Origin of the sequence: Halomonas sp. NCCP-2165 (assembly GCF_023708045.1) — a bacterium.
Taxonomy (GTDB): Bacteria; Pseudomonadota; Gammaproteobacteria; order Pseudomonadales; family Halomonadaceae; genus Bisbaumannia; species Bisbaumannia pacifica.
In genome coordinates this window covers 1-12,701 of the sequence record NZ_BRCY01000017.1, presented here as the reverse complement: position 1 = coordinate 12,701, position 12,701 = coordinate 1, and the positions used below count along the sequence as shown (strand labels likewise).

General features: G+C 67.6%; 11 protein-coding genes. 3 read left to right on the top strand and 8 right to left on the bottom strand.

The genetic code is table 11. The features are described 5' to 3' along the window. From NFU04_RS10290 to NFU04_RS10260, 7 genes are all read right to left on the bottom strand, one after another. Positions 1-1,248 (bottom strand): retention module-containing protein (locus NFU04_RS10290; protein ID WP_251309351.1); only part of this gene is annotated, 1,248 nt, incomplete at its 3' end. Between the two features lie 247 nt (positions 1,249-1,495). Beyond that, on the bottom strand, positions 1,496-2,110 hold the full coding sequence (locus tag NFU04_RS10285) for a response regulator transcription factor (protein WP_251309350.1): 615 nt from the start codon (positions 2,108-2,110) through the stop codon (positions 1,496-1,498). A 4-nt stretch (positions 2,111-2,114) separates the two neighbouring features. Further along, complete coding sequence (locus NFU04_RS10280) at positions 2,115-3,554, bottom strand: HlyD family type I secretion periplasmic adaptor subunit (RefSeq protein ID WP_251309349.1); 1,440 nt, start codon at positions 3,552-3,554, stop codon at positions 2,115-2,117. Beyond that, positions 3,551-5,719, bottom strand: coding sequence for a type I secretion system permease/ATPase (locus tag NFU04_RS10275; RefSeq protein WP_251309348.1), 2,169 nt, complete (start codon positions 5,717-5,719; stop codon positions 3,551-3,553). The genes NFU04_RS10280 and NFU04_RS10275 overlap by 4 nt, the downstream gene beginning before the upstream one ends. 74 nt (positions 5,720-5,793) lie before the next feature. After that, on the bottom strand, positions 5,794-7,563 hold the full coding sequence (locus NFU04_RS10270) for a TolC family outer membrane protein (protein ID WP_251309347.1): 1,770 nt from the start codon (positions 7,561-7,563) through the stop codon (positions 5,794-5,796). 336 nt (positions 7,564-7,899) lie between these two features. After that, positions 7,900-8,772: a DMT family transporter gene (locus NFU04_RS10265; RefSeq protein ID WP_251309346.1), complete on the bottom strand. Its 873-nt coding sequence runs from the start codon at positions 8,770-8,772 to the stop codon at positions 7,900-7,902. Between the two features lie 36 nt (positions 8,773-8,808). Further along, positions 8,809-9,078, bottom strand: coding sequence for an Rdx family protein (locus tag NFU04_RS10260; RefSeq protein ID WP_251309345.1), 270 nt, complete (start codon positions 9,076-9,078; stop codon positions 8,809-8,811). 79 nt (positions 9,079-9,157) lie between these two features. Between NFU04_RS10260 and NFU04_RS10255 the strand changes: the two genes are divergently transcribed. The 3 genes from NFU04_RS10255 to NFU04_RS10245 all read left to right on the top strand — a co-directional run bounded on the left by NFU04_RS10255 (position 9,158) and on the right by NFU04_RS10245 (position 11,352). Next, positions 9,158-10,465: an MFS transporter gene (locus NFU04_RS10255; protein WP_251309344.1), complete on the top strand. Its 1,308-nt coding sequence runs from the start codon at positions 9,158-9,160 to the stop codon at positions 10,463-10,465. Positions 10,466-10,577: 112 nt separating this feature from the next. Next, positions 10,578-11,009, top strand: coding sequence for a PAS domain S-box protein (locus tag NFU04_RS10250; protein ID WP_251309343.1), 432 nt, complete (start codon positions 10,578-10,580; stop codon positions 11,007-11,009). A 139-nt stretch (positions 11,010-11,148) separates the two neighbouring features. After that, the gene (locus tag NFU04_RS10245) at positions 11,149-11,352 is read left to right on the top strand and encodes a PA3496 family putative envelope integrity protein (protein ID WP_146802566.1); all 204 of its coding nucleotides are present in this window, start codon (positions 11,149-11,151) and stop codon (positions 11,350-11,352) included. A 122-nt stretch (positions 11,353-11,474) separates the two neighbouring features. Here the strand turns inward: NFU04_RS10245 and NFU04_RS10240 are convergent. Next, positions 11,475-12,701, bottom strand: a 1,227-nt coding sequence (locus NFU04_RS10240) for a proton-conducting transporter transmembrane domain-containing protein (protein WP_285835141.1), incomplete at its 5' end; no start/stop codon positions are given.

The window sequence follows — 12,701 nt, the reverse complement described above, 5'->3', positions numbered from 1 at the left end:
ATCGCCCACGGTCAGGGTCACGCTGTCACCCTCGCCGGCGTCGCCGCCGACGCTGCCGGTGATGCTGATGGTCTGCCCGGCCTCGGCGGCATTGATCACGTCGTCACCGGCGATGGTGTCGATGGTGATGGTGGCGCTGGCCTCGGTGTCGACCCCATAGGGCCGGCTGGTGTCGGCGGTGAACGGGTTGCCCGCCTCATCGCTGCCGCTGACGCTGGCCTCGACCTGGTTGTCGCCGGCCAGCACGCTGCCCGGCACCTCGATGGCGTAGTTGCCGTCGGCGTCCACCGTGCCGGTGTAGTCGGTGCCACCCACCGTCAGGGTCACGCTGTCGCCTTCGCCGGCGTCGCCGCCCACGCTGCCGGTGATGGTGATGGTGATGTCGTCGCCGGCTTCCGCGGCATTGATCACGTCGTCACCGGCGATGGTGTCGATGCTGATGGTGGCGCTGGCCTCGGTGTCGAGATCCGCGGCATCGGTGGCGGTGGCTTCGTTGCCTGCCTGATCCTGCACCGTGGCGGTCACGGTCAGCTCGCCGTCGGTGAGGTCGCTCAGGTCGGCGGTGGTTTCATAGCTGCCGTCCGCCTGCACGGTGGCCGTGGCGGTCACGGTCGTGGTGCCGTCGGTAATCGTCAGGTTGACGGTCTGGCCGGCTTCCACATCAGTGGTAGTGCCAGTAATCGGGGCATTGGCGACGTTATTGCCATTGACGTCAGCCAGGCTGACGGTAATTTCGGCAGTGATGTCCAGCGGCTCGGTAGCGCCAGCCGCATCGGCTCCTTCGATATCGGGTGCCTGACCCGGCTGAGCCGCGGAAAACTCGAAGGCCGGTTCGGCTTCCGGCGTATCCTCGGCTACCCGTGCCAAGCGCACGAAGTCGTGCCCCCCACTGGCGCCACCGCCACCACCGGCACCCGCGGCGGTGGCATCCAGCAGTTCGAGCAGGTCGCCCTCGCCTGCGTCCAGGGCGGCGAGCAGGGCATCCAGATCGGCGTCCTGGACGCTACTGGCCTCCACATCCGGCGGAGTCTCGGCATCCACCTCGGGGGTCATGGCAATTTCCTGACCACCACCGATATCCAGGGGTGACAGGCCGTCATTGAAGTCGAGTTGCACGCTGCCGTTATCGGAGGTGACCAACACCTCGCCATCACGCAGGGTGTCGCCGACGTTCAGTTCCCGCAGGTTGCCGTCGGCATCCCGCGCCCAGGCCTGACCGGTGATCGATAGAATGGTAGGCATTGCCATAATGAGTTTCCCTTTGCGTAAGCCCTGGCCGTTCCTGACAAGACGAAACGATCCTTTTATTACTGATAAAGGATGCTATGCAAAGCAGAGGGAGAAACCTATCGTACCGATGGCCTAGATGAGCTCGCCGCGGCCGCAGGTTGGGTAAGCGAGAGCACCCAAGGAGCACGCCTTGTCGGATGCGCTCGCCATAGGCTCACTTATCCGACCGACTCCAACCTAAGCGAGAGCATCCGAGGGGATGCCATCAGGAGTCGACGCTCTCCGACTGGGAGAGTCGCAGCACCAGCTGCATGCGATCGCGTACCTCGAGCTTGCGAAAGATGGCACTGAGGTGGGACTTGACGGTGCGGTCGCTAATCGCCAGCCGCCTCGCCACCTCCTTGTTGCTCTGACCATCGGCGACCGCCAGGGCTACCGCGCGCTCCCGCTCGGTCAAGCGCTCGAGCCATTCCCGACTCGCCCGGGGCGCGCCTCCCATGGCACGGAAGCTGGAGCCGACCACCAGGGAGAGCAGCTCGGGCCCCACCCAGAGCCCCTGGTGGGTGACCACGGTAGCCGCCTGACGCAGCACCTCGACATTGGCCAGGGCATGCATATAGCCTCGAGCACCGGCCTCCAGGGCCGCGAGCCCCTGGGCCTGACCGGGCCGATAGGAGAGCACCACGACCGACGCTCCCCGTTGGCTCCACTGCCGCACCAGGGTCGGCCATTCATCGACTCGCTCGGAAACCCAGACCAGGTCGCCGGCCCCGATGCTCGAGCGGACACGCTCTAGCGTGTCGCGCTCGCCGTCCGGGAAGGCGGCCTGCCAGCGCGGTAGCGTCTCGTCCCCACGAACCACGAAAAGCGTCTTTTCCATGTGCTTACCTTTCGGAAAGGGCGTTGCCAGCGCCTCGCAAGATCGGTTTGAGCAGGTATTCCAGTACGCTGCGCTTGCCGGTGATCACATCCACCTGGGCGGTCATCCCGGGAATGATCGCCAGGTCGCGGCGGCTGAAGCCGGCCAGGCTCTCCTCCAGGGCGCGCACCCGTACCAGATAGAAGGTATTGTCGTTGTCGTCGGTGATGGTGTCGGCGCTGATATGCTCGAGTTCCGCCTCGAGGCCGCCATAGATGGCAAAGTCATAGGCCGTCAGCTTGATGGTCGCCGGCTGCCCGGGGCTCAGGAAGGCGATATCCTGCGGGGCGATCCGCGCCTCCACCAGCAGCAATTCGTCCTCGGGGACGATCTCCACCACGTCCTGGCCGGGCTGCGCCACGCCCCCCAGGGTATTGATATGCAGCCGCTGCACGGTGCCATTCACCGGGGAGCGGATCTCCGCCAGGCGCACCCGATCCTGCAAGCCGGTACTCGACTCGTTCAGGGCCGAGAGTTCACCACTGGCGGTAGCCAGTCGATCCCGCCACTCGCCGCGCTTCTCCAGCCCCACCTCGCGCAGCTGGGCCTCGGCCTCCTCCACCGCCGCCTCCAGGCGTGCCACCTGGGACCTGGCCTGGTTGCGCTCGCCACTGACCCGGGAGACCTCCCGCTCGAGGCGCAGCACCTCCACCTCGGAGACGGCGCCGGCCTCCAGCAGCGGCCGCGTCAGGTTCAGCTCGCGGCGGGCCATGGAGAGCTCGCGCCCCGCCGTCTGCATTCGTGAGCGGGCCTCGTTGAGCTCTTCCCGGCGCTGCGCGAGGCGGTCCCGGGCGATATCCTGAGCCTCCTCCAGCTCGGCGCGACGGCTCGCGTAGAGCTCCCGCTCCTGGGCGACGAGCGCCGGGGCGTCCTCCACCAAGGCCGTCCCGGGCCGGAAGGGTTCATCGTTGACCAGGGCCTCGAGGCGGGCGATTCGCGCCTGCAGGGCCTGGGCCTGGGCACGGTTCTCGCGGAAGTTGGCGACGAAGCGGGTGGGATCGATACGCATCAGCAGCTGCCCCTCCTCGACGTACTGCCCCTCGCTCACCAGGATCTCCTGCACCACGCCGCCGTCGAAGGACTGCACCTTCTGCAGCTGCGAGGAGGGAATCACCCGGCCGGCTCCCCGGGCCACCTCGTCGAGCTGGGCGAAGTAAGCCCAGACGCCGAGCAGGACCAGCGACAGGATGACCGCATAGAGGAGCCCTCGGGCACGCATCGGCTCCTGCTGCAGGCGCGCCCAGTCGGCATCGCTGGTCCAGTCGCGATTGAGGTGCAGCGAGGAGACGCCCCGGGCGAAGAGGCGATCGATCAGCGGGCGCATCGGCTTGCCGGCGCGCTGCGACACGCGACCGATGGCCTCGAAGCCTTTCTGCTCGGCGGATGGGTTCCGGGTCTCGCTCATGCGCCGGCCCTCCCGATCTGGCCACTGCGCAGGGCGGCCATGACCTTCTCCTTGGGCCCGTCGGCCACCACCTTGCCGGCATCGATCACCACGATACGCTCCACCAGCGCCAGCAGCGAGGTACGGTGGGTCACCACCACCAGGGTCTTGGCCTCGGCGTACTCGGCGAGGCGCTTCTTGAAGGCCTCCTCGCTGGCATGATCCATGGCGCTGGTGGGCTCATCCAGCAGCAGTATCTGGGGGTCATTGACCACCGCCCGGGCGATGGCCACCGCCTGGCGCTGGCCGCCGGAGAGGCGCTGCCCGTGCTCGCCCACCGGCAGGTCGACGCCCAGGGGATGGCCGTTGACCAGCGGTGCCAGGCCGCTGAGCTCGCAGGCCTTGAGCAGGGCCTCGTCATCCACTCCCTCGCTGCCGCCACCGGCGACGATATTCTCGCGCAGGGAGCCGAAGAACAGGTCCACGTCCTGGGGCACGTAGCCGATATGTCGACGCAGCTCCAGGGGGTCGAACTGGCGAATATCGATCCCATCCAGGGAGAGCGCGCCGGCGGTGGGCTGGTAGAGCCCCAGCAGCAGCTTGTTGAGGGTCGACTTGCCGGAGCCGACCCGCCCCAGCAGGGCGACCTTCTCGCCCGGTTGAATCGACAGCGACAGGTCGCGCAGCGCCTCGCGCTCCTCGTCCGGGTAGCGCAGGCTGACCCGCGTCGCTTCGAGGGCCCCCTGCACCACCGGACGCGAGACGAAGGCCTTCTCCTCGGGACGCTCCACCGGCGTCTTCATCACCTCGTCCAGCGACGCCAGCGCCGTGGAGGACTGGTGATACTGCGCCAGCAGGGCCGCGGCCTGGCTGACCGGTGCCATGGCCCGGGACGAGAGCAGGTAGGCGGCGATCAGCCCGCCCTGGGAGAGGTCGCCGGCGATGATCAGATAGACGCCGACGATGATCACCGCCACCGCCACGGTGTGCTGGGCCCAGAGCGCCACGCTGGAGACCGAGGTACTGATCAGCCTGAGTTGCGCCGAGGTCCGCGACAGGTAGGCGGTGGCCTTTTCCCAGATGGCCTGCAAGCGACTCTCGGCGCGCAGCGTCTTGACCGTCTCCAGGCTGCCCAGGGACTCCACCAGGGAGGCATTGCGCTGGGCACTGACCCGCCAGGTGGTCTCGGAGAGCTCGTGCAGCTTGCTCTGGGCCGCCAGGGCATAGAGCAGCACGAAGACGATCCCCGCCACGATAGGAATGATCAGCGGCACCCCGATCACCGCGATGATCGCCACGAACAGCAGCACGAAGGGCAGGTCGACCAGCCCCACCACCGTGGCCGAGCCGATAAAACCGCGCACCGATTCGAAGGATTGCAGGGTCGAGGCGAAGGAGCCGGTGGAGGCCGGCCGCCCCTCCAGGCGCATGCCCAGCACACGCTGCATCAGGCTCGCCGAGAGCGTGACGTCGGCGCGACTGGCGGCCAGGTCGACGAAGGCCGCCCGCAGCAGCTTGAGCAGCAGATCGAGGCAGAGCACCAGGAAGATGCCCACGGAAAGCACCCAGAGGGTCTCGGTGGCCTGGTTGGGCACCACCCGGTCGTAGACGTTCATCACGAACAGCGGCATGGCCACGGCGAAGAGGTTGATCATCACCGAGCCGAGGATCACGTCCCGATAAAGGCGGCGGTTCTCGGCGATCACGCTCCAGAACCAGTGCCCCTTGGGATCCCGCTTGACCCGGCTGCCGCGACCATCGAAGCGGAACTTGGGGCGCACATAGATCAGTTGACCAGCGTAGCGGGACTCCAGCGCCGCAAGCTCAAGGCGTACGCTGGCGTCACCCAGCTCCGGGTAGAGCACCTCGGCCTCCCCCGCCGCGACATCCAGCGCCACCAGCACGCAGGCGCGGCCGGGCTCCAGCAACAGGATCGCCGGCAGCAGATCGGTATTGATCTGCGCCAGGGAGGCGCGCGCATGGCGCGCCGACAGCCCCGCCCGGGTGGCGGCCCGGGGCAGCACCCCCGGCGTCAGCTTGCCCTCCTCCAGGGGCAGGCCGGCCACCAGCGCCGTCTCGCTGGTGTCGTGATCGTGAGCCTTGGCGATGATCTGCAGGCAACCCAGCAGATCGTCCTGGGCGGGCGCCCGGGGCGCCGCCACCGCTTCCTTCGCATCCGTCGTCACTTCACATCGTCCTTGGACAGGTTCATGGAGCTGGGGTCAACGGCATCTATCGACCTATGTGCACTCGGCACAGTTCAAGAGTTGGCGATCAGGTAGGCATCACCGAAGCCCATCTCACGCACGCGCCGCTGAACCTCGGCGACCTCATCCTGATGCAGCGGCCCTACCTGAACACGGTACAGCCCACCTTGAGGCTGAATACGCACCGCCTGCTGAGTCTCACGAGACAGACGCCTTTCGAGCTCGGCGGCACGGTCGGCATAGCTCAAGGCCGCGACCTGGACGAAGGCCATCTGACTCGGCTCCATGAACTCCGAGGAAGGCGTGTCATATCCCGGCGAGGAAAGATCAGCATTGCCAGGCGCTTCAGGAGGCAAGGCTCCTGTGGCCGGCGCACTCCCGAGCAAATCCTCCAGGGTCAGGCCAGTCGGTGCTTCTGCCGGGCAGAGGCTCTGCGGGTCGAGGCTGACGCCCTCGCTGGAGAGCTCGGCCAGGGTCGGAATCTGCTCGCTCATCAGCCCCAGGGTCGGCATCAGGCGGCCCATGGCGGCCAGGGTGCGGGCATCGGCGATGGCCACGTCATACTGCGCATTGACGTAGGCACGGCTGGCCTCGAAGTACTCGTTCTCGCTGTCCAGCACATCGAGCAGGGTACGCTGACCGATATCGAACTGCTGCTGGTAGGCGCCGCGCACCCGGTCGATGGACTGGCGATGCTGATTGAGATGATTCAGCTGCTCGCGCAGGCGGCGGGTGTCGTTGTAAGCGATCTGGGTGGTCTGGCGCACATTGGTGCACGCCAGATCGCGCTGGCTGCTCGCCTGCTCCACCAGGTCGCTGGCGCGGCGGAAGCTGGCCAGGTCGCTGCCGCCCCGATAGAGGTTCATGCTGGCCACCAATTCCACGGTCTGGCTATTGCGGCGCCCGGCCACATCGTCGAGGTTGTTGGTGCCGGCGGTGGCGCGGAAGTCGAGGCGCGGCTGGAAAGCCGAGCGGGTGCCATCCCGCTCGGCACGGGCCGCGGCGATATTCTCGATGGCCGCATGAAAACCGGGGTTGCCTTCGTAGGCCAGTTGCACCGCCTCGTTGACAGAGCCCGGCAGGGCTTCGTCGAAGGAGGGAGCCGGCGCCAGGGCGTCGGCAGGCAGGGCCCCCACCAGACGCTGATAGCGAGCGCTAACGTCGTGCAGGTTGGCCGCCTCGGTGATCAGGTTGGACTCGGCCAGGGCCAGGCGGCCGCTGATCTGCTCCAGGTCGACGCGACGCCCGGCGCCGGCCATCACCCGCTGCTCGATCTGCTCGAAGACCTCCAGGTGCTTGGCATGGTTTTCCCGGGCCAGCTCCACCAGCTCCCGGTAACGGCGCACGTCCTGATAGGCCCGGGTTACCTCCAGGGTGACCTCCTCGCTGGCGCCGAGCAGCTCGTAATAGCGCACCAGCTTGGCCCGGTCGAGCCGCTCCACCTCGCTGTGGGTGGCGAAGCCGTCATAGATCATCTGGGTCAGGGAGATCTCGGCGAAGTCCGAGTCGAAGCTGCCCCGGCCATCACCCTCGCGGCTCTCCTGGCCGATGCCCGCGGTCACATCGATACTCGGCAGATAGCCACCGCGGGCCACGTCCACCTGGTGCTCGGCGCCCAGGAAACCATGGTAGGCCGACTGCACCTGGGGGTTGTTGGTCAGGGCCTGCTGAGCCACCTCGCGCAACTGCTCGTTACCGGCCTGGGCCCAGGCCGCGGTGGAGAGCCCGCCCAGCACCAGGCAACTGGAGGCCAAGGCGGTGGCACGGGCCAGGGGGGCTAGGCGCATGGCGAAAGTGGGGCGCAGGCCGGAGGTCAGCGTCATCGAGAATTCTCCCTCTCGTCTCGACGTTTCACCGCACTGAGCAGTGACACGTCCGTGTTGATTATTAGGATATTCTTATCACCCCCTCCCTATCGCCTGCCATCACACAAGCGAGGCAAGGAGCCACCATTAGCGAAACATAATGTAACAAAATGGTTATTATTAGAAAACACTTTATCCTTGACCTTTCCGTTTATTTAACGTGTAAGCGAGCATCTCGCCCCCCCTCAGGGGGCCATCGGCAGCGTCGCTAACGCACCGGCCTAACCACCACCATTCACAGCCAATTACCTTGGCTTACACAGCCCTATCGGCGGTCTCAGCGAAGACTTTAATTCAGGGCGCCTTCTGCCACTGCTGCAGCCCCAGGCCGGCGAGGATCAGCACCAGCCCCGCCAGGGTGGAGGGCAGGATCGGCTCGCCGACGATAAAATAGAGCAGCAACAGGGAGACCGGCGGCGAGAGGAAGATCAGCAGCGATACCTTAGCGGTACGCGACACCTTGCGCACCGCCAGTTGCCAGAGCACGAAGGCGATGCCCATCTCGAAGAGCCCCACATAGACGCCGGCGGCCAGGCCGATACGACCGAAGCCGTCGAAGCCGGGCCCCCACCAGAGGATCAGGGTCAGCACCGGCAGCGCCACACTGAAATTCTGCCACTGGGCCACCAGGGCGGGTCGACCATCCCGGGCATTGAGCAGCCAGTAGAGGGCCCACAACAGGGTCGAGGCCAGCGCCAGCCCCACTCCCCAGACATCGGCGAAATCGACCCGCAGGATGGCGCCCCGGGTGGCGATCACCCAGACCCCGGCATAGGCGATCAGCCCCGCCAGCAGGTCGGTGCGGGTCAGTCGCTGACCGAGGATGGGTACCGCCAGGAAGGCCATGGTCAGCGCCCAGGTGTAGTTGAGGGCCATGGCCTCCTGGCCGGGCAGGCGGTCGTAGGCGGCGAACAACACCAGGTAGTAGGCCACCGGGTTCATCAGCCCGGCCCAGGCGGCGGTGCGCCAGCCGCGGCCGAGGGCCTGCGACAATAGGCCCTGGCGCAGCATCAGGGTCCCCAGCACCAGCCAGGAGACCCCCACCGCCAGCCAGATCAGCTCCAATGGGGACATCTCGCCGAGCGCCAGCTTGAAGGCGGTGGCCACCGTGGACCAGAGGGCCACTGCCCCGAGGCCATAGAGCATGGCCTGACGATCCTGTGTCATGCGGGTCTCCTTCCCTGCGGGGGTATCGGCAAGGGATCAGCGATCGATATGGCCCAGATCGCGGTCGGGATCGAGGCGATCGCGTACCCGCCGCTTGAGCTCCTTGCTGTCGGGGAAGCCGCCATCCCGCTTGCGCTCCCAGAGCGAGTCGTCGTCGCAGAAGATCTCGAAGTAGCCGCCATGGGAGGGCACCAGTGCCACCTCCTCCAGGGCCTCGCCGAAGGTGGAGAGCAGCTCCTGGGCCAGCCAGGCACTGCGCAACAGCCACTGACATTGCGTACAATAGTGGATTCTAATTCGTGCCATTCCATCCATACCCTCCCGAGTCACATGCGGGCATCATATCAGCCTCGCCGGGCCCCATGGCACGCTAACGGAGATCCCCATGTCAGAGATCAGCCAATCGCGCCTCTATGAATGGCTCACCGGCGACGACGACAGTCGGATGTGCCGGGACATCCCCGACGAGGCCTGCACCGTCCAGCCCCGCAACGGTCCCCGCCACCTCTGGGCGGCGCTCGGCAACAAGCTGGCCGATGAACTCTCCAGCGCCCGCCTGGTGCTACCCTGGTTACTCGGGGTGATCGGCGCACCGCTATGGATGGTGGGCCTGCTGGTTCCCATTCGCGAGGCCGGCGCCCTGCTTCCACAGCTCTTCGTGGCGGGCTTTATTCGCCTCAAGCCCCGCCGCAAGTGGGTCTGGGTGGCCGGCGGCCTGCTTCAGGCCGGGGCCGCGCTGGTCCTGGCCCTGCTGGCGCTGCTGGGCAGCGGCGGCTGGGGCGGCGCCCTGGTACTGGCGACCCTGGTGATACTGTCGCTGGCCCGGGGCCTCTCCTCGGTGGCCACCAAGGACGTGTTGGGCAAGACCATCGACAAGCGGCGCCGCGGTACCCTGATGGGCTGGAGCGGCAGCCTGGCCGGCGGCGCCACCCTGCTGGCCGGGGCCATCCTGATGCTCTTCGACGAACGCCCCGGCGAGCTGGCCCTGGCCGGCCTGCTGGCGGTGGCGGCCCTGGGCTGGGGGCTCAATGCGCTGTGCGCGGCACGCATCGAGGAGGCCCCCGGCGCCGTGGAGGGGGGCCAGAATGCCTGGGAGAGCATCCGGCAGGGCCTGTACCTGCTGCGCGAGGATCGCGCCTTCCTGCACTTCAACCTGTGCCGTGCCCTGCTGCTGGCCAGTGCCCTGGCGCTGCCCTATATCGCCCTGCTGGGCCAGCGCCAGAGCGGCGCCGGCCTGGGCGGCCTGGGTATCCTGGTGGTGATCTCGGGGCTCGCCGGCATGGTCGCCAGCCCCCTCTGGGGCAAGCGCGCCGACCGCTCCAGCCGCCGGGTGATGGGCGAGGCGGCCCTGGGCACCCTGATCTGTTGCCTGGCCGCCGCCCTGGTACCCCGCCTGCCCGAGGCCCTGGCGAACAGCGTCTGGCCCTATGCGCTGATCTACGGGGCCCTGGTGGTCGTGCATGCCGGGGTACGCCTGGGACGCAAGACCTACCTCATCGACATGGCCGGCAGCGACCAGCGTGCCCTCTATGTGGCCCTCTCCAACACCCTGACCGGTGTGCTGATGCTGGCGGTAGGCGCTATCATCGGGGGCCTGGCCCAGTGGCTGGGTCCCCAGGCGCTGCTGCTGGCGCTGGCACTGACCGCCCTGGGCGCCGCCGCCAGCGCCCGAGGGCTACCGGAAGTAGAATGACGACAGCGCCCCATAGCGGCCGGCTCGCGTTGCAAAGCGCGATTCGCCTGGCCATGATACGCAGACACCGGCCAACCCGGTGATTCATGGGTCCCCATAAGGAAACCCCCGGATGAAACGACCGCACATGATCAGCCCGGAGCTGCTGGAACGCATCGTCGATGCCTCGGAAGATGGCATCGTGGTGGCCGAGCAGGAAGGTGACGAGAACATCCTGATTTACGTCAACCAGGGCTTCGAGCGCCTCACCGGCTATCGCGCCGAGGAGATCCTCTACCAGGATTGTCGCTTCCTGCAGAACGATGACCGGGACCAGCCCGCCCTCGACAAGATCCGCCAGGCGCTGGCCGACGGTCGTCCCTGCCGCGAGGTGCTGCGCAACTACCGCAAGGACGGCACCCTGTTCTGGAACGAGCTGTCGATCACCCCCGTCTACGACGAGGATGATCGGCTCACCTACTATATCGGCGTGCAGAAGGACGTTTCCGAGCGGGTCGAGGCCCAGCAGGAGCTGGAGCGACTCAAGGCGCGGCTCGAAAAATAAGCCACACCTAAAGTTATCCCTTCCCTCTTGCCCTCCCGAGCCAGTTGGCGCTATAAGGCGAGTCAGGCGCCAGCATGGCGTTGGAACCGCCCGGGGCGATCCCGGGCGCTATGGCCACCGGGTCATGGGAGGGCATCGCATGAGCCAAGAGTACCGAGTCGACGACAGCCTCGCCGACGAGCAAGATTTCCTCGACGCCGTCAATGACGACAACTTCGGACGCAGCCCACGCAGCAGCCGTGCCGATACCCTGCGCGCCCGTCGCCGGGTGGAGAGCCTGCTGGAAGAGCGACGCCTGCGTCGCGCCATCGAGGATGACTGGCTCTACGACGAGGAAGAGTAGGTCAGCGCCGGTCGGGTAGGTCGGATAAGCGAGCCTACGGCGAGCGCATCCGACACTAGGTGAGCGCCAGGCGCGCCTCCGACAGCTGGCGTCACGTCGGATGCGCCTTCGGCGTATCCGACCTACCCCAGCGGTAGCGTCACCGGCAGTCCCCAGATCAGCAGGGCCCCCATCCCCAGGATCAGCGGCAACAGCAGCCAGCGCAGCAGCGTTTCCACGCCTTCCAGGCCATCCAGCCCCCGCATCAGGCGCTCGCCCCAATGCTGTCGTGCCTCGCGCCAGCGCTCGTTGCGTTGGTGCAGCGCCTCGAGGCCGCGCCTCAGGTCAAGCATCCACCGACGCAGTGGGTGCCGCGCCAGCCACCAGAGATCCCCCGGGCGCCAGCTCGCCACCGCCGCCTCCACGGCGGGATGCCGCCCCAGCAGCTGCCGGATGGCCACCAGCGCCAGGATCCCCCCCAGCCCCACCGGCCACAGCAGCCCCCAGAGCTCGCCCCGGGGCGGCAACTGGATCGCCTCGGGCAGCACCAGCCAGGCCGGCAGCAGGGTGGCCGTCGCCAGGCTCCCCAGCCAGCCGACCAGCATGCCCCGGGAGGCCGGCTCGGCCTCCTCCTCCACCCCCTGCTGCCACTCCCGATAGAGACACCAGAGGGTACGCGCCATCAACGCCGTGGTACCCACCGCCGCCCAGCTCAGCGCCAGGGCCAGCCCCGACCAGCCGCCGTCATGGAGTCCGGCCTTGATCATCCACTTGGCGGGCAGGCCGCTGGCCAGGGCGCCGGTCAGGGCCCAGGCCGGCAGGGCCAGGCCCGCTCCCACCAGCCAGAAGGGCAGCCGCGGCGGGTGCCGGGCGATGCCCGCGCCGAGGAAGAGCGCGCCCTTGTTGAGGCCATGATGCGCGGCGAAGAGCAGCAGCGCCGGCAGCAGGGCAGGCCACGACTCGGGGCGGTACAGGGCCGCCCCGGTCAGCGCCGCCAGCATGCCCAGCTGGCTCACCGTGGAGTAGGCCAGCACCGCCTTGGTCTCACTCATGAAGAGCCCGTAGAGGACCGCCAGGAAGGCCCCCAGCAGCCCCAGGGCGATCATCAGGCTCCCCGGCAATGGCAGGGCCACCAGTCCCAGGGGCAGGGTCTGCCACCAGCCCCATACCCCGGCCTTGACCATCACCCCGCTGAGCACGGCGCTGGCCGGGGTCGGTGCCACCGGATGGGCCAGGGGCAGCCACAGATGCAGGCCCAGTACCCCCGCCTTGACCCCGAATCCCAGCCACAACAGCATCACCATGGCCTGGCTTCCCGACTCGGCGAGCCCCCGGCGCAGGGCCGTCAGGGTCAGGGCCCCGCTCTCCCC

Excerpts from the sequence above, each read along its gene's own strand:
- NFU04_RS10285 (WP_251309350.1), bottom strand. The coding sequence starts at position 2,110 with ATGGAAAAGACGCTTTTCGTGGTTCGTGGGGACGAGACGCTACCGCGC.
- NFU04_RS10280 (WP_251309349.1), bottom strand. The coding sequence starts at position 3,554 with ATGAGCGAGACCCGGAACCCATCCGCCGAGCAGAAAGGCTTCGAGGCC.
- NFU04_RS10270 (WP_251309347.1), bottom strand. The coding sequence starts at position 7,563 with ATGACGCTGACCTCCGGCCTGCGCCCCACTTTCGCCATGCGCCTAGCC.
- NFU04_RS10265 (WP_251309346.1), bottom strand. The coding sequence starts at position 8,772 with ATGACACAGGATCGTCAGGCCATGCTCTATGGCCTCGGGGCAGTGGCC.
- NFU04_RS10260 (WP_251309345.1), bottom strand. The coding sequence starts at position 9,078 with ATGGCACGAATTAGAATCCACTATTGTACGCAATGTCAGTGGCTGTTG.
- NFU04_RS10255 (WP_251309344.1), top strand. The coding sequence starts at position 9,158 with ATGTCAGAGATCAGCCAATCGCGCCTCTATGAATGGCTCACCGGCGAC.
- NFU04_RS10250 (WP_251309343.1), top strand. The coding sequence starts at position 10,578 with ATGAAACGACCGCACATGATCAGCCCGGAGCTGCTGGAACGCATCGTC.
- NFU04_RS10245 (WP_146802566.1), top strand. The coding sequence starts at position 11,149 with ATGAGCCAAGAGTACCGAGTCGACGACAGCCTCGCCGACGAGCAAGAT.